At 73.3% G+C, this 22,468-nt stretch carries 19 protein-coding genes; 9 read left to right on the top strand and 10 right to left on the bottom strand.

Annotated features, from left to right (window positions below; translation table 11 throughout):
• Positions 1-9: 9 nt before the first annotated feature.
• The 4 genes from K304_RS0103020 to K304_RS0103005 form a co-directional block, all read right to left on the bottom strand.
• Positions 10-1,689: an alkaline phosphatase D family protein gene (locus tag K304_RS0103020; protein ID WP_027762532.1), complete on the bottom strand. Its 1,680-nt coding sequence runs from the start codon at positions 1,687-1,689 to the stop codon at positions 10-12.
• A 106-nt stretch (positions 1,690-1,795) separates the two neighbouring features.
• Positions 1,796-2,728, bottom strand: coding sequence for a DsbA family protein (locus K304_RS27035; protein ID WP_078528379.1), 933 nt, complete (start codon positions 2,726-2,728; stop codon positions 1,796-1,798).
• Positions 2,729-2,775: 47 nt separating this feature from the next.
• Entirely contained in the window at positions 2,776-3,468 is a 693-nt protein-coding gene (locus K304_RS0103010; RefSeq protein ID WP_027762531.1) for a hypothetical protein, read from the bottom strand.
• 66 nt (positions 3,469-3,534) lie between these two features.
• On the bottom strand, positions 3,535-4,869 hold the full coding sequence (locus K304_RS0103005; protein ID WP_027762530.1) for a DUF2252 domain-containing protein: 1,335 nt from the start codon (positions 4,867-4,869) through the stop codon (positions 3,535-3,537).
• Positions 4,870-5,107: 238 nt separating this feature from the next.
• Here K304_RS0103005 and dnaE point away from each other — a divergent pair, with 238 nt between their 5' ends.
• Positions 5,108-8,650: a DNA polymerase III subunit alpha gene (dnaE, locus tag K304_RS0103000; RefSeq protein ID WP_027762529.1), complete on the top strand. Its 3,543-nt coding sequence runs from the start codon at positions 5,108-5,110 to the stop codon at positions 8,648-8,650.
• Between the two features lie 95 nt (positions 8,651-8,745).
• Here the strand turns inward: dnaE and K304_RS0102995 are convergent, their stop codons facing one another.
• Positions 8,746-9,918 (bottom strand): GDSL-type esterase/lipase family protein, encoded by a 1,173-nt coding sequence (locus K304_RS0102995; RefSeq protein WP_027762528.1) that lies wholly within the window; start codon positions 9,916-9,918, stop codon positions 8,746-8,748.
• 51 nt (positions 9,919-9,969) lie between these two features.
• Positions 9,970-10,539: a TetR/AcrR family transcriptional regulator gene (locus tag K304_RS0102990; protein ID WP_027762527.1), complete on the bottom strand. Its 570-nt coding sequence runs from the start codon at positions 10,537-10,539 to the stop codon at positions 9,970-9,972.
• 333 nt (positions 10,540-10,872) lie between these two features.
• Here K304_RS0102990 and K304_RS32700 point away from each other — a divergent pair, with 333 nt between their 5' ends.
• The 3 genes from K304_RS32700 to K304_RS0102975 all read left to right on the top strand — a co-directional run bounded on the left by K304_RS32700 (position 10,873) and on the right by K304_RS0102975 (position 13,771).
• Complete coding sequence (locus K304_RS32700; RefSeq protein ID WP_106965511.1) at positions 10,873-11,058, top strand: WD40 repeat domain-containing protein; 186 nt, start codon at positions 10,873-10,875, stop codon at positions 11,056-11,058.
• A 125-nt stretch (positions 11,059-11,183) separates the two neighbouring features.
• Entirely contained in the window at positions 11,184-12,785 is a 1,602-nt protein-coding gene (locus tag K304_RS0102980) for an MFS transporter (protein WP_027762525.1), read from the top strand.
• A 113-nt stretch (positions 12,786-12,898) separates the two neighbouring features.
• Entirely contained in the window at positions 12,899-13,771 is an 873-nt protein-coding gene (locus tag K304_RS0102975; protein ID WP_027762524.1) for an AraC family transcriptional regulator, read from the top strand.
• 188 nt (positions 13,772-13,959) lie between these two features.
• On the opposite strand, the gene K304_RS33560 is transcribed toward K304_RS0102975, so the two are convergent.
• On the bottom strand, positions 13,960-14,118 hold the full coding sequence (locus tag K304_RS33560) for a hypothetical protein (protein ID WP_199779551.1): 159 nt from the start codon (positions 14,116-14,118) through the stop codon (positions 13,960-13,962).
• A 192-nt stretch (positions 14,119-14,310) separates the two neighbouring features.
• On the opposite strand from K304_RS33560, the gene K304_RS0102965 reads away from it, so the two are divergent.
• The 5 genes from K304_RS0102965 (at position 14,311) to K304_RS0102945 (ending at position 19,317) form a co-directional block, all read left to right on the top strand.
• Positions 14,311-15,546 carry an NYN domain-containing protein gene (locus K304_RS0102965; protein ID WP_027762523.1) on the top strand — a complete coding sequence of 412 codons (1,236 nt, stop codon included), beginning with the start codon at positions 14,311-14,313 and terminating at the stop codon, positions 15,544-15,546.
• A gap of 488 nt (positions 15,547-16,034) precedes the next feature.
• Entirely contained in the window at positions 16,035-17,060 is a 1,026-nt protein-coding gene (locus K304_RS0102960; RefSeq protein ID WP_078528375.1) for an ABC transporter ATP-binding protein, read from the top strand.
• Positions 17,061-17,211: 151 nt separating this feature from the next.
• Positions 17,212-18,051, top strand: coding sequence for an ABC transporter permease (locus K304_RS0102955; RefSeq protein WP_027762521.1), 840 nt, complete (start codon positions 17,212-17,214; stop codon positions 18,049-18,051).
• A 256-nt stretch (positions 18,052-18,307) separates the two neighbouring features.
• Positions 18,308-18,898: a hypothetical protein gene (locus tag K304_RS27030; RefSeq protein ID WP_051307775.1), complete on the top strand. Its 591-nt coding sequence runs from the start codon at positions 18,308-18,310 to the stop codon at positions 18,896-18,898.
• A gap of 14 nt (positions 18,899-18,912) precedes the next feature.
• Positions 18,913-19,317: a hypothetical protein gene (locus K304_RS0102945; RefSeq protein ID WP_027762520.1), complete on the top strand. Its 405-nt coding sequence runs from the start codon at positions 18,913-18,915 to the stop codon at positions 19,315-19,317.
• Between the two features lie 4 nt (positions 19,318-19,321).
• Here K304_RS0102945 and ybaK read toward each other — a convergent pair whose 3' ends face one another.
• The 3 genes from ybaK to K304_RS0102930 form a co-directional block, all read right to left on the bottom strand.
• Positions 19,322-19,825 carry a Cys-tRNA(Pro) deacylase gene (gene ybaK / locus K304_RS0102940; protein WP_027762519.1) on the bottom strand — a complete coding sequence of 168 codons (504 nt, stop codon included), beginning with the start codon at positions 19,823-19,825 and terminating at the stop codon, positions 19,322-19,324.
• Positions 19,826-19,866: 41 nt separating this feature from the next.
• The gene (locus K304_RS0102935; RefSeq protein ID WP_027762518.1) at positions 19,867-20,664 is read right to left on the bottom strand and encodes an LON peptidase substrate-binding domain-containing protein; all 798 of its coding nucleotides are present in this window, start codon (positions 20,662-20,664) and stop codon (positions 19,867-19,869) included.
• Positions 20,665-20,741: 77 nt separating this feature from the next.
• Complete coding sequence (locus K304_RS0102930; RefSeq protein ID WP_027762517.1) at positions 20,742-22,355, bottom strand: hypothetical protein; 1,614 nt, start codon at positions 22,353-22,355, stop codon at positions 20,742-20,744.
• Positions 22,356-22,468: the final 113 nt, after the last annotated feature.

Below are 22,468 nucleotides of genomic sequence, written 5' to 3'. Positions count from 1 at the left end.
CCGGCGGCGTCAGGCCACCGGGTCGTCCGTACGCTCCAGGCGTCCGCCGCCCGCCGGCTTGCGGTACGAGCGCAGGTGCTGCGTCCCCGTGCCGGCGTCGGTCTTGTCGCCGATCGCGTAGTAGTCCATCTGCGCCCGCTCGGCGGTGAGGTCGAGCACGCCGTACCCGTGGGAGTCCATGTCCACCCACCGCACGTGCCGGTTGGCGGCCTTGACCGCCACCTCCGCGACCGTGGAGACGGTGTGCGGCGGGGCGTGCACGATGTCGTCGACGTTGTCCGAGGTCACCGAGGACACGACGAACTCGGCGGCCACCGGCTCGTCCCACGGGTAGGTCGCGGCCTCCACGGGCACGTCGTTGGCGAGGTGCATGTGGATGTCGCCGGTGAGGAACACCGTGCCGTCGATGCCGTTGTCGCGGAGGTGGGCGAGGAGTTCGCGGCGGTCGTCGGTGTAGCCGTCCCACTGGTCGACGTTCACCGCGAGCCCGCCCGCCGGGATGCCGAGCAGTTGCGCCAGCGGGCGCAGCAGGTAGGCGGGCACCGACCCGAAGGCGATGGGGGAGATCATCACGGAGGTGCCGACCATCCGCCAGGTCGCCTCGGACGCGCTGAGCCCGGCTTTCAGCCAGTCCAGCTGCCGCCGCCCGGTCATCGTGCGCTCGGGGTCGTCGATGACGTCGCCGTCGCCCAGGGACGGCTGCGCGTCCCGGAACGACCGCAGGTCCAGCAGGTGCAGGTCCGCCAGCCGGCCGAAGCGCAGCCGCCGGTAGGTGGTGCCCTCGGTGGCCGGACGCACCGGCATCCACTCGAAGTACGCCTGCTTGGCGGCCCGTACGCGCGCCGCCCAGTCGCCCTCCGCGCCGGGCGTGTGGTTCTCCGCGCCCCCGGACCAGGCGTCGTTGGCGAACTCGTGGTCGTCCCAGATGGCGATGAGCGGGTGGGCGGCGTGCATCGCCTGGAGGTCGGCATCGGTCTTGTAGTGCCCGTGGCGGGCCCGGTAGTCGGAGAGGCTCAGCACCTCGTGGGTGGGGAAGATCTCGCGGATCTTGTCCTCTTCGAGCGGGTACTCGCCGGTGCCGTACTCGTAGACGTAGTCCCCGAGGTGGACCACGGCGTTCAGGTCGTTGCGGGCGGCCAGGTGCCGGTAGGCGGCGAACCAGCCGCTCTCCCAGTTGGCGCACGAGACCGTGGCGAAGCGGAGGTTGCCCGCGGTGGCGTCGGCCGCGGGCGCGGTGCGGGTGCGGCCGGCGGGTGAGGTGGCGCCCCCGGCGGTGAAGCGGAACCAGTAGGTGGTGTCCGGGCGGAGGCCGCGTACGTCGGCCTTGACGGTGTGGTCGGTGGCGGCGGACGTGGTCGCCGTGCCCTCGGCCGCCAGGGAGGCGAAGGCGTCGTCCTCGGCGACCTGCCACCGCACCTCGGTGGCCGCGCCGCGTCCGGAGCCGGGTGTCGCGTCGGGGGAGGGGGTCAGCCGGGTCCACAGCAGTACGCCGTCGGGCAGCGGGTCGCCGGAGGCGACACCGTGCCGGAAGGCGGGGCCCTGGGCCGCCCGGGCCGGCCCGGATATGCCGAGCCCGAGCGGCAGCAGCGCGGCGGATGCGGCACCCGCGGCGACGACGGTACGCCGCCGGGGTGCGTGCGCGCGGGATGCAACGGATCTGCGGGGAGTGGTGCTCTCTGCGTCAGTCACGCCCGCAGACGTTACCGTCCGGTACGACCAACGGGCAGGCCGCCTCGAGAAGTTGGCCTGCCCGTCACCGTCACGTCAGAAGCTGCCGGCGCTGCTCCCCGGCCTCTCAGCCGTGGTCGTGGCCGTCGCCTTCGCTGTGGCCGTCTCCCGCGTCACCTCCGCCGTCACCGCCGCTGCCGCCGTCGCCGCCACCGAGCTTCTCCTCGATCAGCGAGGTGAACTGCTGCGGCATCATGGGCGGGCTCTGGCCGTCGACGGTCAGCTTCTCACCGTCCAGCTTCAGGGTGGGGGTGCCCTGGATCTTCTCGTCCTGGAACTTCTGCGAGATGTTCATGGCCCAGGCGTCGTAGGTGCCGTTCTCGACGGCCTTCTCGAAGTCCTCGTTGCCCTTCAGGCCGTCGACGTCCTTCGCCAGCTTGATCAGGTAGGCGTCGTCGCCGAACTTGTCGTCGGCCTCCTCCGGGTGGCCGTCCTTGGAGAACAGGACCTCCTTGTAGGCCATGAAGGCCTCGGGGCTCTCGTTCAGCGCCGCGCCCAGGGCGCTCAGGGAGTTCTTCGAGCCGGTGCCACTGAAGGTCGGGTTGTCGTCGATGAAGGTGCCGAAGGTGTACGAGAGCTTGTAGTCCCCGTCCTCCATGCCCTTCTTCACCGTCTCGCCGACGTTCTGCTCGAAGCCGGCGCAGACCGGGCAGCGCATGTCCTCGTAGATGGCGAGGGTGTGCTCGGCCTTCTTGTCACCGATGACGATCTCGGTGCCGCCCTTGCCCGAGCTGTTGGCGGGCGCCTTGTAGGTCACGCCGTCGGCGGAGGCGCCGGGGCCCTCCTTGGCGACCTGGGTCGCCGTCTCCCAGTGGCCCTCGCCACCGGTCAGGTTGGTGACGGCCCAGCCGATGCCGCCAGCCAGCGCGAGCACGGCCACGATGCCGCCGCTGATCGCCAGCGTGCGGCGCATCTTCTCCTTCTTGGCCTGCTTCTCGCGCTCGATGCGCAGCCGCTCGCGGGCGGCGCGCTTGGCTTCCTGGCTGTTGCGCTTGCTCATGTCGGGTTCTCCGTGCGTGGTGGGGGTGGTTTGCGGACGTGCGCCGGTCAGGCCGCGAGGGCCGGAGCGACGGGCGGTCCGCGCCGCAGCACGGAGTGGAGGAGCAGGGGGAGCGGGCGCGACGCGGGTACGGCGGCCGCGTGCCGCGGGCGTGCGGGAGCGGCCGGCGGCACCGGGCGGGCGCGGACGGCCAGCAGCAGCGGCCGGAACGCGGTGGCCGCCGCCGCGCGCAGCAGCCGCGCCACCGCGGCCTCGCCGCGGCGCAGCCAGCCGGCGGCGGCGAGGCCGACGGCGACGTGCGCGGCGAGCAGCAGCCAGGGAGAGCCCTGCTGGAGTGCTCCGCCGAGACCGGTGCCGCCGGAGGCGGCCACCTGGGCCAGCGGAGTGCCGACCTCGCCCCCCGCGCACAGCACGTCGATCCCGACCGAACGCAGCGGGCCGGTCACCGGCCCGCCGCCGGGGCCGTAGCAGGCGTGCCGGCCGTTGGTGAAGACGGTGTCGGCGAACAGCTCCAGCGGGATCAGCAGCGCCGCGATGCGCCAGAAGCCGCGCTCCCGGCCGGCGAGGGCGAAGGCGACCAGGAACACCGCGACGCCGATCACGCCGAGGGTCACCGGCGGCACGGGGGAGCCGGACAGCAGCACGTGGGCGCCGCTGGACAGCGCGACGCACAACGCGGTGAAGACCGCGGCGCGCGTGGCGCGGAGTCCCGTCGTCGTCCCTGTGGTCGCCAAGTCCATCGCGGCCCGAGTGTGCCACGCCGAGGCGTAAAGCGGCACTAAAACGGTCCGGCTCAGGGCCTTCCCTTACAGGCCCGGAATGCGTCCGTTACGGAACAGGTCGACGAAGATCCGGTGGTCACGGCGCGTGCGCGCGCCGTAGTCGTGGGCGAAGTCCACGAGCATCCGCGCGAAGCCCTCCCCGTCCGAGCCGATCACGGCGTCGATGGCGCGCTCGGTGGAGAAGGGGACGAGGGAGTGGCCGGACTCGTCGACGTCCGCCGCTGCGTGCATCGCGGCGGTGGCGGCGCCCAGGTCGGTCACCACGCGCGCGATCTCCTCGGGCGAGTCCAGGTCCGACCAGTCCAGGTCGACGGCGTACGGGGAGACCTCCGCCACCAGCTGGCCGGTGCCGTCCAGCTCCGTCCAGCCCAGCCAAGGGTCGGAGTTGGCCTGCAGGGCGCGCTGCGAGATCACCGTGCGGTGGCCCTCGTGCGTGAAGTAGCCGCGGATCTCCGGGTCGGTGATGTGCCGGGACACGGCCGGGGTCTGGGCCTGCTTCATGTAGATCACCAGGTCGTTCTCCAGCGCGTCGCTGTGGCCCTCCAGCAGCACGTTGAACGAGGGGAGGCCGGCGCTGCCGATGCCGACCCCGCGGCGCCCGACCACGTCCTTGACCCGGTAGGCGTCCGGCCGGAAGTGCATGCCGGGCGGCAGGGTGTCCAGGTAACGGTCGAAAGCCTCCAGGACCCGGGAGCGGGTCGCCGAGTCCAGCGCGACCGCGCCGCCGCCGGGGGCGAACCGGCGCTCGTGGTCGCGGATCTCGGTCATGGTGTCCAGCAGGCCGAAGCGGGTGTTCGCGCGGGCCGCGTGCAGCGCGGCCAGGACCGGCCCCTCGGCGGTGTCCAGGGTGAGGGAGGGGACGTCCTCGTCCTTGGCGCCGGTGGCCAGGGCGTGCGTCCGCTCCCGGTACGCGCGGGCGTACGTCCGCACCAGCTCCGTGATCTGCCCGTCGCTGAGCGCCTTGGCGTAGCCGAGCAGCGCCACCGAGGCCGCGAAGCGCTTCACGTCCCAGGTGAAGGGGCCGACGAACGCCTCGTCGAAGTCGTTGACGTTGAAGACCAGCCGGCCGTTGGCGTCCATGTAGGTGCCGAAGTTCTCGGCGTGCAGGTCGCCGTGGATCCACACCCGGCTCGTCCGCTCGTCCAGGAACGGGCCGCTCTCCTTCTCCGCGTCGAGGTCGGCGTAGAAGAGGCAGGCGGTGCCCCGGTAGAACGCGAACGCGGATCCGGCCATCTTGCGGAACTTGACCTGGAAGGCCGCCGGGTCCGCGGCGAGCAGCTCCCCGAACGCCGCGTCGAAGACCTCGAGGATCCGCTCGCCGCGTGCCTCTTCGTCCGCGCCGGTCTGCTGGCTTGTCATGTCACTCGCCCCTTCTGCTGCGCGCGCCCTGTCGGCGGTGTCCTCGTGCAAGCGTAGGTGCGGGGACCCGCTTCCGTCCCCGGACACCCGGGCCGGGCCGGGTGTCCGGGGACGGGTCTCCGGGAGGCGCGGGCGCCTTCCGCGTAGCGTCGCGTCGGGCGTTGTCAGTGGTGGCCCGTAGACTCCTCAATCGCCCCAGAAGACCCGCCCAGGACCCGCGCCGGAGGTGGCCCGCCCCGTGTCAGAGCAGCCGTTCACCCATCTGCATGTGCACACGCAGTACTCGCTCCTGGACGGCGCCGCGCGTCTGAAGGACATGTTCTCGGCGTGCAACGAGATGAACATGTCGCACATCGCGATCACCGACCACGGCAACCTGCACGGCTCGTACGACTTCTTCCACCAGGCGCAGGCCGCCGGCGTCACCCCCGTGATGGGCATCGAGGCGTACCTGGCCCCGGAGTCGCGCCGGAACCTGCGTCCGGTGAAGTGGGGCACCCCGCATCAGAAGCGGGACGACGTCTCCGGTAACGGCGCCTACACCCACATGACCATGTGGGCGCGGAACAGCACGGGTCTCTACAACCTCTTCCGCGCCCAGTCGCGGGCCGGTCTGGAGGGTTTCTTCCGCAAACCGCGGATGGACCGCGAGCTGCTGGCCGAGTACGCGGACGGCCTGATGGCCACGACCGGCTGCCCGTCGGGCGAGGTGAGCACCCGTATCCGTCTCGGTCAGATGGACGAGGCGCTGAAGGCGGCCGGCGAGTACCAGGACATCTTCGGCAAGGAGAACTTCTTCGTCGAGCTGATGGACCACGGCATCGACATCGACAAGCGGGCGCGGGCCGGCCTCGAGGAGATCGCCCGCAAGCTCGACGCGCCGTTCGTGGTCACCAACGACTCGCACTACACCTACGAGCGGGAGGCCAGCGCGCACGACACGCTGCTGTGCATCCAGACCGGCTCCAACCTCTCCGACCCGGACCGGTTCAGCTTCGACGGCGCGGGCTACTTCCTCAAGTCCGCCGCCGAGATGTACGCGATCGACAACTCCGACGCCTGGCAGGAGGGCTGCCTCAACACGCAGCGGCTCATCGCCGACCGGGTCGACACCACAGGCATGTTCGCCAAGCGCGACCTGATGCCCCGGTTCGACGTCCCGCAGGGGTACGACGAGGTCTCCTGGTTCCAGGAGGAGGTCCGCCGCGGCATGGCCCGCCGCTACCCGTCCGGCGTTCCCGAGGACCGCCAGGCCCAGGCGGACTACGAGATGAAGGTCGTCATCGACATGGGCTTCCCCGGGTACTTCCTGGTGGTCGCCGACTTCATCATGTGGGCCAAGAACAACGGCATCGCCGTCGGCCCCGGCCGCGGCTCCGCGGCCGGTTCGATCGTGTCCTACGCCATGGGCATCACCGACCTCGACCCGATCGAGCACGGGCTGATCTTCGAGCGGTTCCTCAACCCCGAGCGCGTCACCATGCCCGACGTCGACATCGACTTCGACGAGCGCAGGCGCGGCGACGTGATCCGCTACGTCACCGAGAAGTACGGCGCCGACAAGGTGTCCATGATCGGCACCTACGGCACCATCAAGGCGAAGGCCGCCATCAAGGACGCCTCCCGCGTGCTGGGCTACCCGTACGCGATGGGCGACCGCATCACCAAGGCCATGCCGGCAGACGTGCTGGGCAAGGGCATCCCGCTCTCCGGCATCACCGACAAGGACCACCCGCGCTACAGCGAGGCCGGCGAGGTCCGCGGGATGTACGAGAACGAGCCGGACGTCACCAAGGTCATCGACGCCGCCCGGGGCATCGAGGGCCTGGTCCGGCAGATGGGCGTGCACGCCGCCGGCGTCATCATGTCCAGCGAACGCCTCATCGACCACGTGCCGGTGTTCTCCCCGAAGAACGACGGGACGGTCGTCACCCAGTGGGACTACCCCAGCTGTGAGGCCCTCGGCCTGCTCAAGATGGACTTCCTGGGCCTGCGGAACCTCACGATCATGGACGACGCCGTCAAGCTCATCAAGAAGAACAAGGGCGTCGAACTCACCCTGCTCGACCTGACGCTGGACGACCCCAAGACCTTCGAACTGCTCTGCCGCGGCGACACGCTCGGCGTCTTCCAGTTCGACGGCGGGCCGATGAGGTCGCTGCTGCGGCTGATGAAGCCGGACAACTTCGAGGACATCTCCGCCGTCTCGGCCCTCTACCGGCCCGGCCCCATGGGCATGAACTCGCACATCAACTACGCCCTGCGGAAGAACGGCCAGCAGGAGATCACCCCGATCCACCCGGAGCTGGAGGAGCCCCTCAAGGAGGTCCTCGGCATCACCTACGGCCTGATCGTCTACCAGGAGCAGGTGCAGAAGGCCGCCCAGGTCCTCGCCGGCTACTCCCTCGGACAGGCCGACCTGCTGCGCCGCGCCATGGGCAAGAAGAAGCAGGAGGTCCTGGACGCCGAGTTCGTCAACTTCCAGAAGGGCGCCCGCGACAAGGGCTACACCGACGAGGCGATCCAGGCCGTGTGGGACGTGCTGGTCCCCTTCGCCGGGTACGCCTTCAACAAGGCCCACTCCTCGGCGTACGGGCTGGTCACCTACTGGACGGCGTACCTCAAGGCCAACTACCCGGCCGAGTACATGGCGGCGCTGCTCACCTCGGTGCGCGACGACAAGGACAAGTCGGCGATCTACCTCAACGAGTGCCGCAAGATGGGCATCAAGGTGCTCCCGCCGGACGTCAACGAGTCCGACGCCAACTTCACGCCGCAGGGCGACGACACCATCGTCTTCGGCCTCACGGCCGTCCGGAACGTCGGCAACAACGTCGTCGACTCGATCGTGCGGTGCCGGAAGGCGAAGGGGAAGTACTCCTCCTTCCCCGACTTCCTCGACAAGGTCGAGGCCGTGGTGTGCAACAAGCGCACCGTCGAATCGCTCATCAAGGCCGGGGCGTTCGACGAGATGGGCCACACCCGGAAGGGCCTCACCGCCCACTTCGAAACCATGATCGACAACGTCGTGCAGGTGAAGCGGAAGGAGGCGGAGGGCCAGTTCGACCTCTTCGGCGGCATGGGCGACGACACCGCCGACGACACTCCCGCCTTCGGCCTGGACGTGGAGTTCTCCGACATCGAGTGGGACAAGACCTACCTGCTCGCCCAGGAGCGGGAGATGCTCGGCCTGTACGTCTCCGACCACCCCCTCTTCGGTCTGGAGCACGTCCTCAACGACAAGGCCGACGCCGCCATCGCCCAGCTCACCGGCGGCGACTACTCCGACGGCTCGATCGTCACCATCGGCGGCATCATCTCCGGCCTCCAGCGGAAGATGACCAAGCAGGGCAACGCCTGGGCCATCGCCACGGTCGAGGACCTGGCCGGCTCCCTCGACTGCATGTTCTTCCCCGCGACGTACCAGCTCGTCTCGACCCAGCTCGTCGAGGACGCCGTGGTCTTCGTCAAGGGCCGCCTCGACAAACGGGAGGACGTCCCCCGGCTGGTGGCCATGGAGCTGATGGTCCCCGACCTGAGCGAGGCCTCCGCCAACGCGCCGGTGACCCTCACCATCCCCACGGTGAAGATCACGCCGCCGCTGGTCGAGAAACTGGGCGAGGTGCTGACCCACCACCGCGGCCACACCGAGGTCCGGGTCCGTCTCCAGGGCGCCCGCAAGACCACGGTCCTGCGCCTCGACCGCCACCGCGTCACCGTCGACCCCGCCCTCTTCGGCGACCTCAAGCAGCTCCTGGGCCCCGCCTGCCTCACGGGCTGACGCCCTCGTCCCCCCGGCGCGCCGGTCCGTCACCCCCCTGCCGGACCGGCACCCCCGCCGGATTCCCGGCCTCTTGGGCCCCGCGAGGCATGGGCTCAGGCGAAGGGGCCGGTGGGGGTGAAGGCGTGGTGGGCGAAGCGTTCGCCGATGAGCCGGTGGGTGGCGGCGTCGGGGTGGAGGCCGTCCGGCAGGGGGTGAGCGGCGGCGTCGGACGCGCCGTACAGGGTGAGGCCGTCGAGGTGGTGCAGGTGGGGGTCTTCGGCGGCGCGTTGCCGCACGATGCCGGCCAGTTCGTCGCGGATGACGCGCAGCGTCAGCTTCCCGTCCGCGACCCCGGCGGGGTCGCCGGTGGACACGAAGGCGAGGCGCCCTTCGGCGAGCGCCGCGAGGTCGAAGGCGCCCGGCCCCGGGGTGTCCTCGTGCATCGGGCAGTGCAGCGGCGAGACGACCAGCAGGGGCGTGGTGGGGTGGCCGTCGCGGATCGTGTCGAGGAAGCCGTGCACCGCCGGAGTGAAGGCCCGCAGCCGCATCAGGTCGAGATTGACCAGGTTGATGCCCAGCTTGAGGCTGATCAGGTCGGCGGGGGTGTCCCGGACGGCGCGGGCGGTGAACGGGTCGAGCAGGGCGCTGCCGCTCAGCCCGAGGTTGGTCAGCTCCACACCGCCGATCGAGGCGGCGAGGGCCGGCCAGGTGGTGGTGGGGCTCGCCGCCTCGGAACCGTGGCTGATGGAGCTGCCGTGGTGCACCCACCCCCGGCGGCCCCGGTCGGGGAGGGGCGCGACGGGTGCGTCGGTGCGCAGGGCGAGGAGTTCGGTGATCTCGTTGTGCGGCAGCCAGATCTCGACGTCCTTCATGGTGCCGGGCAGGCCGGTGAAGCGGAGCGTTCCGGGTGCGCCGGGCAGGTGCTCGGCCGCTCCGGTCGACATGTCGATACGGACGACGTGGCCTCCGGCCACGCTCGCGCGGTCGGTGAGACGTCCGTCCACGAGCAGGTCGTACACCCCGTGCGGGCGGTCGGGGGCGCCCGCGTACTGCCGTCTGGTGGGCAGCGTCTCCAGCTCGACGGCTGTGGCGCGCGTGCGGAACGCCAGCCGTACGCCGGAGGGTTGGGCCTCGGCCATCGCCAGCTGAGGGTCGGCGCACTGCGCGCGGGCACGTGCGGGCAGCCGGTGCGGCAGCACGCCGTGCGGGGTGCGTTCCAGATCGAGCGCGCCGCGCAGGAGACCGGCGGTGACGGGCGTGGTGATCCAGGCGTGTCCGGGGTTCATGGTGTCGTCGTCCCGTTCGGTGCGTTCCGCGCGTGGCGGGGGAGGGGCGTGTCAGGGAGCGGGAGTGTGGCGCAGCAGGGCGTCGAGGCGGTCCACGATCCAGCGCCAGGATTCCTGCGGGTCGGGCGCGCTGTGGTCGAAGCCGCCGGCCAGTTCGAGGCTGACGTAGCCGTGGAAGACGCCGCCCAGCAGACGGACGGCGTGTGTCTCGTCGGGCTCGGCGAGGTCGTAGCCGCGCAGCAGGGCGCGCATCATCTGCGCGTGCCGCACTCCCGCGCTCGCCGCGGCCGTCTCCGGGTCGAGGGGCAGGCGGGCCGCGGTGTAGCGGCCGGGGTGCTCGCGTGCGTAGGCGCGGTAGACGTCGGCGAACGCGGTCAGCGCGTCCCGGCCGGCGCGTCCGGCGAGCGCGTCGGCGGCCCGGTCGGCCATCTCCTCCAGGGCGAGCAGCGCGATGCCGGTCCTGAGGTCCTGCGAGTTCCTCACGTGGGAGTACAGGCTGGCGACCTTGACGTCGAACCGCCGGGCGAGCGCCGTGAGCGTCACCTGCTCGAAGCCGGCTTCGTCGGCCAGCTCCGCCCCCGCGCGGATCAGGCGCTCGGCGGTCAGTCCTCTGCGCGGCACAGAAGCCCTCCAACCTTCTTTCATATGGTCGTTGCCTAAGGTATTTAGGCAACGACCATATCAGGGCTGGAGAGAGAGGGGGTGAAGCCGGTGGCCGGTGGTGAAGGGCCTTCCTCGGCGGCGTCAGCCCTCGGTGTGGAGGTACACGCCGTGGGAGCCGCCGGCCTGGTCGTTGGCCGGTCCACGGTCTCGGGCGCGAAACGGAGCACGGCCCCGGTGTCGGCCCCGGCCCCGGTCCTGGAGCCGGTGTCGCCGGAGCTGCCGGAGGAGCAGACGGGGACGAGCAGTGCCGCCGCGAGGAGCAGCCCGCAGCGGAGAGGGTGCGCGTGACGCATTACCGACCCCGGACGGCCGCACGTCGCCAGCGGCAGCGGTGACCGCACCGTACGGCTGTGGGACGTCGCGGAACCCGCCTCGGCCGAACCGCTGGGACAGCCGCTGACCGGCCATGTCGACACCGTCACCACCGTCGCCTTCAGCCCCGGCGGAACCACCCTGGCCTCCGCGGGTACGACCTGACGGCAGGCCTGTGACCCTGGACGCGGACCGGGCCGCGGACACGGTGTGCGCCACCAGGGTGAGCGCGCCCGCGCCCGCCCGCGCGACCCGGTGCCCGGCGGCGTCCCTCGCCTAGCGTCGGCGGGATGAACCTCGGACGGGTCCGCAGCGCCGGCCTGCTGCACGTGACCGACCACGCCGCGCACCGCGGCACGGGGGAGCGCGCCGGTCCGCGGGACGTGCCCCCGGGGGCGGTGCTCACCACAGGCTGCGCCGCGCTGTTCCTGCTCGGCGTCAACACCACGGCCATCAACGCCGCCCTGCCTGCGATCGCCGGGGACCTGGACATCGGCGCCACCGCCCTGGGCTGGGCGGTGGGCATCTACATGCTGGTCGTCGCCGCCCTGGTGGTGGTCGGCGGGCGGCTCGGCGACATGCTCGGCCAGCGCACCGTCCTGACCGCGGGTCTGCTGGTCTTCGCGGTCGGCGCGGTCCTCGTCGCCGTCTGCACCGCGACGCCGCTGCTGCTGGTCGGCAGGTTCGTCCAGGGGGTGGGCGCCGCGCTGATGATGCCCGGCACGATGGCCGTGCTGCGGCTGGCGTACCCGCCCGAGCGGCAGGGCTTCGCGCAGGGAGTGTGGGGTGCGGTCGCCGGGATCGCGTTCGCCGTCGGCCCGCTGATCGGGGGCGTGCTCACCGACGAACTCTCCTGGCGCTGGGTGTGGTGGGGGAGCGCGCTGTGGGCCGTGCTGGTGACCGTCGCCGGCCAGTACGCGCTGCGCGGGCTGCCCGGCCGGGAACCCTGGACCGGGCTGGACGTCCCCGGGGCGCTGCTGCTCGCGGTGGCGCTGCCGGCCCTCGTCCTCGCCTTCCAGCAGATCCCGGTGTGGGGCGCCGGGTCGCCCGCTGTCGTCGCCGCCTTCGTGGTGGCGGCGGTGGGACTGGTCGCCCTCGTCGCGGTGGAGTCGCGGCGCCGCTCACCGCTGCTGCACCTGCGCCTGCTGAGGGAACCCGCCCTGATCGCGGCCTGCCTCGGCACCTGCGTCAACGCCCTGTTCCTCATCGGCCTGCTGTACTTCTTCAACCTCTACGCCCAGGCCCAGGCCGCCCTCGACTACTCGGCCCTCCTCGCCAGCGCCGCGCTCCTGCCGTACGGGGCCTGCGTGTTCGCCGCGTCCCTGCTCATCGGCCGGCTCTGCGACCGCGTGGGCTTCCGGCTGCCGGTGGCCGGCGGCCTCGTCTGCGCCGCGGTGGGCGCGTTGCTGCTGGCCCGCACCGACGCCGCCACCGGCTACGCGGAGCTGTGGCCCGCCACGGCCGTCCTCGGCATCGGTGTGGGCATCACCCTCTCGTCCCCCTCCGGCGCCGGGCTGCGCGCCCTTCCGCCGCAGCACGCGGGGGAGGGCGCGGGCATCATCAACGTGGTGCGCTACCTCGCCGCCGCGCTCGTCGTCTCCATCGGCACCCTGGTGTTCCTCTCCACGGGCGCCGCTCGGCTGAACGCGCGGCTGGCCGAGGCCGGTGTGCCCCCGCGCGACGACGCGCGGGTGGACCGGCTGCTGACGGGGGTCGGCGAACGTCTCAGCGTCGTCGAACAGGGCCTCGGCCCGGCGGCACGGCAGGCCGTCCGCGAGGGTGCCGCCGCCGGCATCGCGCACGGCTTCGCCACGGTGATGCTCTGGCTGGGGGCGCTGACGCTGCTGTCGATCCCCGCGTGGCTGCTGCTGGTGCGCACGTCCCGGCGCTGACTCCGGCCCTGCCCGGCCGCACTGCGCCACCCGACCGGACCGGGGCGGCAGATGTCGGGTGCGGAGCGTCCTGGCGCCCGTAGCTTCGACAGCGGAAAAGGAGGGGGATCAGGGTGCTGGAGCGGTGGAACGCGGCCATGGAGCACGTCGAGCAACGCCTCGGCGAGAGCCCCGGGGAGCCGGTCGAGGCGGGCGAACTCGCCCGGCTCACCGCGACGTCGGAGTACCACTTCCGGCGGATGTTCTCCGCGCTGGCCGGGATGCCGCTGTCCGTCTACGTGCGCCGCCGCAGGCTCACCCTCGCGGGCGCGGAGGTGCTCGCCGGACGGGAGAGCCTGCTCGACATCGCCGTCCGCCACGGGTACGGCTCGGGCGAGGCGTTCGCCCGCGCCTTCCGCGCCCAGCACGGCGTGGGCCCGGCGGACGCCCGCCGGCGCGGCGCCGCACTCGAGGCACAGCCCCGGATGACCTTCCGCCTCGTCGTCGAAGGGAGCAGCAGCATGCGGTACCGGATCGTGGACAAGCCCGCCTTCCGTTTGGTGGGCCCCGGCACCCGGGTCCCGCTGGTGCACGAGGGGATGAACCCGGCCATCGTGGAGTTCGTCCGGGGCATCGACCCGGCGGTCCTGGAAAGCCTGGCGGGCCTGTCCGACCAGGAGCCCCGCGGCATCGTCTCCGCGAGCCACAACGTGCCCGAAGGACGCCGGGAGGGCGGCGAACTCGACTACCACCACGGAGTGGTGACCACCGCCGAGCCGCCTCGGGGCGTGGACGCCCTGGAGGTCCCCGCGGGCACGTGGGCGGTTTTCGAGAGCTCGGGCGAGTTCCCGAAGGCGCTCCAGCACCTGTGGCGGGACGTCTTCACCCAGTGGTTCCCGTCCAACCCCTACCGGAGCCGCCCCGGCCCGGAGATCAGCGCCACCCGCCTCTCCCCGGACGGCACCCACGCCGACGCGGAACTCTGGATCCCGGTCGAGCCGGACTGACGGCCGTCCGGTGTCCGCGTGGCGCGCCCCCGCGAGGCGGTGCGAGCGTCCCGGCGCGGCCGGTGACCGGGATTGCCGGGAGTGCTCGTAGTACGGGGAGTGCCGGGCACGCACGGGAGGGAGGGCGCACCCCGGAGTGCGCCCTCCCTCCCGTCCACCCGCTGGTCCACGCAGCGGAGCGGGTTCCGTCAGTTGTGGCCGAACGAGGGCTTCTTGCCCTTCCGCGCGATGTCCGCCGGCGAACCCGTCTGCTCCCGCGCGTCGGAGCCCTTCTGGCCCTGCTCCGGGGCGCGCTCCGCACCCTGCTTCTGCGCCCGACTCCGGTCCTGCTTCTTCTGCTTGGCCATGATCGCCTCCAGGTGATCCGTGGGGTAAGGCCGGAATCAGAGTTGCATGTCGCTACAGAAGCCGCATTTCGGGCAATCACCATGAGTGAGGCTGATCCGTGTCCTCCGCCACGCCGATGATCGGGGCGGGGCTGTCAACCACCGCGCCGTCGGGCAGACTCAAGGGGACCGTGCTGGGGAAGAAGGTGGAACGTGGACCGCTGCGTCGTCCTGGTGGACGCCGGCTACCTGCTGGGCGCCGCCGCCAGCCTGCTCGCCGGAGAACCCACCCGCTCCCGGATCAGCGTCGACCACGCCGCCCTCATCCAGGCGCTGCGGGAGCGTGCCGAGAGCGAGACCGATCAGCCGCTGCTGCGCATCTACTGGTTCGACGGGGCGCCCGACCGGGTGCCCCAGCCCGAACACCGCCGGCTCCGGGTCATGCCGCGCGTCACCGTGCGGCTGGGCGCGCTGACCCGCAGCGAGGGACGCTGGGCGCAGAAGGGCGTCGACGCCGCGATGCACGCGGAGCTGACCGAACTCGCCCGCAACCGCGCCTGCTCCGACATCGTCCTGGTCACCGGTGACGGGGATCTGCTGCCCGGCCTGATGTCCGCGAAGGAACACGGCGTCGCCGTCCACCTGTGGGCCGTCCAGGCCGCCGACGGCGACTACAACCAGTCCGAGGACCTGGTCGCCGAGGCCGACGAACGACGCGTACTGGACCGCACCTGGATCACCCGGGCGGTCCGCGCGCGGGAAGCGGCCGGAGTCTGTCCGCCCCAGCCCGTCACCCGGCCCGAGATCGCGGCGATCCTCGCCGCGCCGCTGCCCGACGCCGCCAAGAACGGCGGCGGCACGCGGCCCCGCTCCGCCGAGGGCGGCGAGGGGGCCGCCGGTAAGCCGGCCGCCGGGGGCGGAGCCGTTCCCGGCCCCGAGGCACCGGCGACCAAGGGCGTGCCCACGCCGAAGGACCTTGCGGGACTCGGCCGCCCCGCCCCCACCCCCGGACACGCGGCGGCCCAGAGCGCGACGCTGCGCTGGTCCTCCGACCGCGGTTGGGTCGAACGCGCCAGCGTCCCTCCGGAGAGCGCCGAGGTCGCCGCCCTGCCGATGCTGGCGCAGCTCACCACGGCCGAACAGCGCTGGGCCGACCGCGAGGAGGACATCACCGCCGTCGGCGGCGACCCCTTCGAGGTCGGCCAGGTCTTCGCCCGCCGCTGGACGGAACGCCTGGGCACGCCGGTCCACCTGCAGCACCTCTCCGGGGAGTATCCGCGCATCCCGCACCGCATCGACGGCGAACTCCTGCGCTACGCCGCCCGTTTCGGGCTGCTCGCGCACAAGGACGACCAGATCGACGAGCACGACCGGTACGCGATCCGGGCCGGGTTCTGGCGCGAGGTCGACACGCGGACGGGCACGGAACGGCCCCACCCCGACGCGTAGCCCTCCGGGACGCGCGTCCACCGACGAGGGGTTCCCGATGAGGGCGGGGAGGGTCCCACCCCGACCGTGGGTTCCCCTCCGCCCGCCGCACTCCGGCCGCAGGTCCGTTCCCCCCTCCACGGCCGCAGCGGCGGCGCCGGGTCGGGCGGCCCGGTTCTCCGGGGCGCCCGGACTAAGCGGGGGACGGACGCCGCCGTGCCCGCGCCCGTGCCGGCAGGGGGCCGGTACACGCACAGCCGCTACGCACAGCCGGGACACACGGTGGCGGGCTCCCTCCGGGCGTACGCCGGGAAGGGCGGCCCCGGCCCCCGGGTTCGGGGTGGCGCTCACCGTGGGGATGCCGGGTCGCGGCCGGCCGTTGCCCCCGGGGCGGCGGCGCCCGCGCGCGCCGGTGCGGCGGGAAAGCGGAGCGGCCGGCTTCGCGGGAGGGCGCCGCCGAGGCCACCCGCGGGGAGAGGTGGGCGCGGAGGCGCGTACCCTCGTAGCTCGTGGAGACGGGCACGGAGCAGGCGGTGAGCGGCGTGGAGACACCCCCGCGGCCCGCCGTGCGGACGACCGGCCTGGTCAAGACCTACCCCGCGGCCCGCGCGCGGCGCGGCGCGCCCGCGACCCCCGCCGTCCGCGCCTCGGACGGCGTGACCCTCACCGTCGGGCGCGGCGAGATCTTCGGGCTGCTCGGCCCCAACGGAGCCGGAAAGTCCACCCTGGTGCGGCAGCTCACCGGGCTGCTGCGCCCGGACGAGGGCGCCGTCGAGGTGCTGGGCCACGACCTCGTGCGTCACCCGGAGCGGGCGGCGCGGCTGCTGGCGTACCTGAGCCAGCACTCGACCGCCCTCGACGAGCTGACCGTCGCCCTCGCCGTGGAGACCACCGGACGGCTGCGAGGCATGGGCGCCCACGAGGCGCGCCGCAGCCGGGACGCCGTGCTGGAGGAGCTGGAGCTCGGCCCGCTCGCCGGGCGCCCGCTGAGCAAGCTCTCCGGCGGCCAGCGTCGCCTGGCGTGTGTCGCCGCCGCGCTGGCCGGCGACCGCGCGCTGCTGGTACTGGACGAGCCGACGACCGGCATGGACCCTCTGGCCCGCCGCGCCGTGTGGGCCGCGGTGGACCGCCGCCGCGCCGAGCACGGCACCACGGTGGTGCTGGTGACCCACAACGTCATCGAGGCGGAGACGGTGCTGGACCGGGTGGCCGTGCTGGACCGCGGCCGGGTCGTGGCCTGCGACACCCCGGGCGGGCTGAAGGCGCTGGTGGGCGAGGACGTGCGGCTGGAGCTGGTGTGGCGGGAGGGCCCGCCGCTCGACGTGCCCGAGATCGCCGCGCTGCGCGCGGACGCCGCCGTGTCCGGGCGGCGCTGGACGCTGCGGATGACGCCCGCGGCCGCGCGGGCGGCCGTCACCGCCGTCACCTGCGGACCCGCCTTCGCCGCGCTGGACGATTTCACGCTCGCCACCCCGAGCCTGGAGGATGTCTACCTTGCACTCGGGGGCCGCACGGAGGGACTGGTGAAAGCGTGAACCACGACCCGAGGAGCAGCGCCAGGTGAGCACCACAGCAGCCCGCGACGACGTCGTCACGGCCCAGGCCACCGGAGCAGGCACCGCGCCGGGCCGTCTCGCCGGGCCGCCACGCCGGGACCGCGCCGCCGTGGCCCGCGCGACCGCGACGATGACGGCGGACCGTGTGCCCGCCACCGCGGACCGCTCCGGGCCCCACGCGCCGCCCCGCGGGACCGTGCCGTCCGCCGCCGGACCCGCGCCGCTCGCCCCGCGCGCCGCCACCGGGCCGGCGCTGGTCGCCGTCTACCGCGCCCAGCTCTCCCGTGCCCGCGTCGCCCGCATCCCGCTGCTGTTCGTCGCCACCTTCCAGTCACTGGGGATCATGGTGCTGATGCGCGGCGTGGTCGACGGCGGCGCGGAGGCGCACGCGGTCGTCGCGGGCTCCAGCGTGCTCGTCGTGGCGTTCGTGGCGCTGAACCTGCTCGCGCAGTACTTCGGCCAGCTCCGAGCCAGCGGCGGCCTCGACCACTACGCCACGCTGCCGGTGCCCGCCGCCGCGGTGGTGCTGGGCGCGGCCGGGGCATACGCGTCGTTCACCGTGCCGGGCGTGGTCGTCACCGCCGTCGTGGGGTGCCTGCTGTACTCCCTGCCGCTCGGCGGCCTCTGGGTCCTGCTCGCCGTGATCCCGCTGACCGGTGCGGCGCTGGCGGGGCTCGGCGCCGCGCTGGGCCTGCTCGCGCCCCGCGCGGAACTCGCCACCGTGTGCGGGCAGCTGGGCATGTCGGCAGCGCTGCTGCTCGGCGTCCTGCCGGGCGGGCGGCTTCCCGAACCCGTGCAGTGGCTGCGCGACCTGCTGCCCTCCACCTACGGGGTGGAGGCGCTCGGCCGCACGTTCGCGGCCCGCCCCGACTGGGGGCACGTGGTGCTGGACCTGGGCGTCTGCGCGGCCGTCGGGGTGCTGTCCCTCGCCGTCGCCACCTGGGCCTACCGGCGCGCCGCGGTGCGCTGACCCCCTCACCCGTCCGCCCGGCGCGGCCGCGGGGACACCCCGCAAGACGCGGCCCCGTGCCGGATCGGGCGCCGGCACCTGGCACGATGGCCGAGTGACGGCACCGACACCCTCTTCCGGCAGCGACGGCCCCCGCTACGACCCGTGGGCGAAGCATCCGTCCACCGGTTCCCGCCCCCCGGCGGGCCCGCCGAACGGAGCCGGCGGCCGAGACGGGGACGCGCCTCCGCCCGGCGGCGCGTCCGGGCACGGGAGCGTGCCGTTCGGACCCGGTCCGCGCGGCGGGCCCGGCGAAGCGCCCGCCGCGGACCCGGCCCGCGCGGCACGCGAAGGCGTGCTGGCCGGTCTCGGAGTGGCCGTCTTCGGCGTCGTACTCGGGCTCCTGTGGCTGTGGCTGGCCCCCCGGGTGCCGCTCGTCTCCGACGGCAGCGCCGTCTTCCTGGAACGTCCCGAGGGCGAGGACGCCATCGGCGCCGACGGCACCTTCGTGCTGCTCGGCGTCGCGGTCGGCGCGGTCGCCGGAGCCGTGGTCTTCCTGCTGCGGCGGGCCGGCGGCGTCGGGCTGGTCGTCGGCCTCGCCGTGGGGGGCGTTCTGGGCTCGGTGATCGCCTGGCGGCTGGGCGTGTGGCTCGGCCCCACGGAGGATCTGGTCGCCCACGCGCGGGCCGTGGGCAAGGGCACGGTCTTCGACGGTCCGCTGGAGCTGAAGGCCAAGGGCGCCCTCCTGGCGTACCCCTTCGGGGCGCTCCTGGCCCACCTCGCGTGCACCGCGTTGTTCGGAAGGCGTGATCCGGAAACGGTCGGCCCGGCGCCCTGGGGACCGCCGCCGCCCCCGCCCGCGCGGTGAGGAAGGAGACCGTGGTGCCCGCATTCTCCGAACAACCCGCGCCGGGCGCGGCACGCGTGCTGTGCGACGTGGACGACGCCTCCGCCGGCACGGAGCGGCAGACCGCCGGAGTGCGGTGGAAGCTCGCCGAGCCCGGACGCCAGCTCGACGCGAACGTGGTCGGGCTGCCGCCGGGCGCGGTGGTCGACACGCACACAGAACCCGAACTGGACGTCCTGGTACTGGTGGTCGCCGGGGAGGGCGAACTGTCCTCCGGCGACACCACCGAGCCGCTCGCGCCGGGCGCCCTGTGCTGGCTGCCGCGCGCGTCCAGCCGGCGGCTGGCGGCCGGGCCGCAGGGGCTGTCCTACGTGACCGTGCACGCCCGCCGGCCGGGCATGCGGATCGGGCGCGGCCCCGCCGGGCGCCGGGAGGCGTAGACGGTCACCGCGCGACGGGAGCCGTCACCGCGTCCGTCAGGGTGACCAGGTCACCGGGCGCCAGCTCGATCTCCAGCCCCCGGCGTCCCGCCGAGACGCACACCGTCGCATGCCCGGCCGCCGAGGCGTCGACGACCGTGGGCAGCTGCTTGCGCTGTCCCAGCGGCGAGATCCCGCCCCGTACGTACCCGGTGGTCCGCTCGGCCGCCGCCGGGTCGGCCATCGTGGCGCGCTTGCCGCCGACCGCCGCGGCCAGCGCCTTGAGGTCGAGCGATCCGGACACCGGCACCACCGCCACCGTCAGCACACCGTCGACGTCCGCGACCAGCGTCTTGAACACCCGCTCCGGCTCCACGCCCATCGCCTCGGCGGCCTCCTCACCGTAGGAGGGCGCCGCCGGGTCGTGCGCGTAGGCGTGTGTGGAGAAGGAGACGCCGGCGCGCGTCGCCGCGACCGTCGCCGGTGTCGCACCGGCCTGCTCCTGCTTGCGCTTCTGCTTCTTCGCCATGCTCCCGCCGCCCGCTGTTCGTGTCCGCCGTCCGCCGTCCGTCAGTTGAAGCTCGTCGGCTTCCGCGTCAGCTCCACCGCCGGGAGCGACGGCAGCTGCCCGATGACCGCGGACTCGCGGCGCAGCACCCGCAGTTCCTCCGCGAGCCGGGACGCGGTGTCCGGCGCCTGGAGCAGTCGCTGCTTCGCGGGGGTGTCCAGCACGGTCGCCGCCGCGACCAGGTACGACACCACCGACGGGTCGTCCGGCAGCTCCTGGCCGGCCGCCAGCGTCCGCTCCCGCGCCCCGGCCAGCCGCTTCTGGTAGGTCTGGAAGGCCCGCAGCACTCCGGCGGCGAGCGCTCCGGCGCCCTCGCCCTCCTCCTCGGGCAGCTCCTCCACCTCGGCGGTCAGGTACGGTCCGCCCGCATCGACGGAGAGCAGCCGGAAACGGGTGGTGCCGGTGGCCAGGGCCTCGTAGCCGGCGCTGTCGTCGCCGTTCTCCGGGCCCTCCTCGGCGCCCCCGGTGGGCGCCGACCCCCGCGGGGGCCGCTTGCGGATCGTGGTGGCGTCCGCGACGCACCCGATCGTGTGGAAGGAGGACATCAGGTCGGGACCGAAGCCGCCGGCCGGATCGGTGCCGGCCGCGCCGGTCACGTCCTCGGGCAGGCCGACCGCCGTGGGCGCCACCTCGCGGCCGTCGCGGATCGCGACCACGCCGAAACGCCGCGGCTCGTCCTCCGGTACGGCCAGCAGGTCGCGCATCAGCGCGCGGTACCGCGCCTCGAAGATGTTCAGCGGCAGCACCAGGCCGGGGAACAGCACCGAGTTCAGCGGGAACAGGGGAAGTGCGGTCGTCACGACTGGTAAGCCTACGGCCTGTCACCGGCCGGGCGCCGTCCCCCTGCCCGTCCGGCGCCGTCCCGCTGCCCCACCCGTCACTGCCGGCGCAGCAGCCGGGTCGCGCCCGCCGCGACGGTCGTGGCCAGGATCCAGCCGAGCAGGATCATCACCGCGGCCAGCCACTGGTAGCCGCCCTCGGGAGCCCACGCCTGGTCCTGGCCGAAACTGATCACCGGGAGCAGCAGGTCCAGCGTGTAGAGGGCGGCGTTCCACTGCGGAGACTCGTTCAGCTTCACCGGCGGCGGCTCGTGCCGGGAGAAGACCGCGAATCCCGCCAGCCAGAGCAGCACCATCCACAGCGCGGCCTGCCCCGGCCGGTACCCGTAGGCGACCGTCCAGTCCTGGATGAGCCCCCACAGCTTGCCGGCCACCGGAAGCGTCTCCCGGCGGCGGCGCTGCTTCTCCAGCAGCACCGCCCGCGCGTCGGCGTCCTCGCCGCCCGCCCGGTAGACGGCCGCCAGCTGCTCGTACGGGCCCGGGGAGTACTCGGGCGTCGCCGCGGCGAGCCAGTCCAGCCGCTGCTGGAGCGAGAAGTGACCGCGGTGGATCAGCCGCTGGTAGGTGAACCCGGCCATCCACAGCCGTTCGTCGCGCGGCCAGCTGCTGACCTTGTCGACGAGGTTCTCCACCGTCGCACCGGACAGCACGATCAGGCCCCGTTCCGGCGCCGGCGAGGTGAAGCACAGCTCGGGAGTGCTGAGCCGGCGCAGCGAGATCTCCTGGTCGCGCTCCAGGGTGAAGCGCGCGTTGTCCAGCACCAGCGACCCGCCGAAGCGGCTGTCGTCCAGCTTCACCCCGCCCGTGCACTCGAAGTGCTGCGACCGCGGCGGCCGGGCACCGGCCGCGCCGAACGGCCCGTAGGTGCCGGCCGGGGGCGTGCTGCCCTGGATCAGGCGGGCGTTCTCCCGCTTCGGGTCGGCGAAGTGCGCCGACTGCTCGACGGTCAGCTGCGGCGCGTGCAGCGCGTACCGGCCCTGGGTGTTGCGCAGCACGCTGCCGTACATGAAGAGCGAGCCGCCGATCGTCGCGCCGCGCAGGCCCAGCTCGCCGTCCACCGTGAGCAGGCTGGCCTGCACCTCCTGGGAGACCGACAGGCCGTCCGCGGCGATGGCCCGCGTCCGGTCGCCGCTGCCCACCCGGGCCTCGTTGAGCAGCAGGTCCGTGCCGATGTTCGCGTCGGTGAGCCGTATGCCGTCCGGTATGACGCACCGCGCCAGGTGCAGGTCGCCCTCCACCTTCACGCGAGCCGCCTCCAGCCGCGGTATCCGGCACCCGATCAGCCGAGCGGTGCGCAGGTGCGCCTCGGTGAGCCGCACCTCCTCCTCGAACCGGCAGTGCCGCAGCTCCACGAACTTGTCGATCTCGCCGCCGGACAGTGTCAGCGAGCCCGTGACGTACGCGCCGGTCAGGTGCAGCGACGCCACCCGCCCGGGCAGCGACGTCGCCTCGTCGTCCAGCAGCAGGCGGGCGAGCACCCGCGCCCGCACGGTCCGCTCCGGCCCCCACTCGTGCTCGCCGTCCGGGTCGTCCAGCTCCGGCTCGCCGCTGCGCAGGTCGAGACTGCTGCCGTTGCGGAACGCCTGCCACACCCACACCTCGGCGGCGGTCAGGTCGCCGGGCGGCTCGCCCTCGTTCGAAGGCTGACTCATCTGCCCTTCCCCTTCCCCCTGGTCATACGGTCCCCTACCCCCGATGTGCCCTGTGTGACCGTGTGGACGCCGCCTGCGACGATCATCACTCCGGGTGTGTATCACGCCTCGAT

The organism is Streptomyces sp. CNS606, from assembly GCF_000426325.1.
The sequence above is the reverse complement of the archived record's forward strand: the minus strand, read 5'-3'. Positions and strand labels throughout refer to the sequence as shown.

Bases quoted from the DNA above. Each gene is read 5' to 3' on its own strand.
- K304_RS27035 (WP_078528379.1), bottom strand. From the start codon at position 2,728: ATGAGCAAGCGCAACAGCCAGGAAGCCAAGCGCGCCGCCCGCGAGCGG.
- K304_RS0103010 (WP_027762531.1), bottom strand. From the start codon at position 3,468: ATGGACTTGGCGACCACAGGGACGACGACGGGACTCCGCGCCACGCGC.
- K304_RS0103005 (WP_027762530.1), bottom strand. From the start codon at position 4,869: ATGACAAGCCAGCAGACCGGCGCGGACGAAGAGGCACGCGGCGAGCGG.
- K304_RS0102995 (WP_027762528.1), bottom strand. From the start codon at position 9,918: ATGAACCCCGGACACGCCTGGATCACCACGCCCGTCACCGCCGGTCTC.
- K304_RS0102980 (WP_027762525.1), top strand. From the start codon at position 11,184: ATGAACCTCGGACGGGTCCGCAGCGCCGGCCTGCTGCACGTGACCGAC.
- K304_RS33560 (WP_199779551.1), bottom strand. From the start codon at position 14,118: ATGGCCAAGCAGAAGAAGCAGGACCGGAGTCGGGCGCAGAAGCAGGGT.
- K304_RS0102955 (WP_027762521.1), top strand. From the start codon at position 17,212: ATGACGGCGGACCGTGTGCCCGCCACCGCGGACCGCTCCGGGCCCCAC.
- ybaK (WP_027762519.1), bottom strand. From the start codon at position 19,825: ATGGCGAAGAAGCAGAAGCGCAAGCAGGAGCAGGCCGGTGCGACACCG.
- K304_RS0102930 (WP_027762517.1), bottom strand. From the start codon at position 22,355: ATGAGTCAGCCTTCGAACGAGGGCGAGCCGCCCGGCGACCTGACCGCC.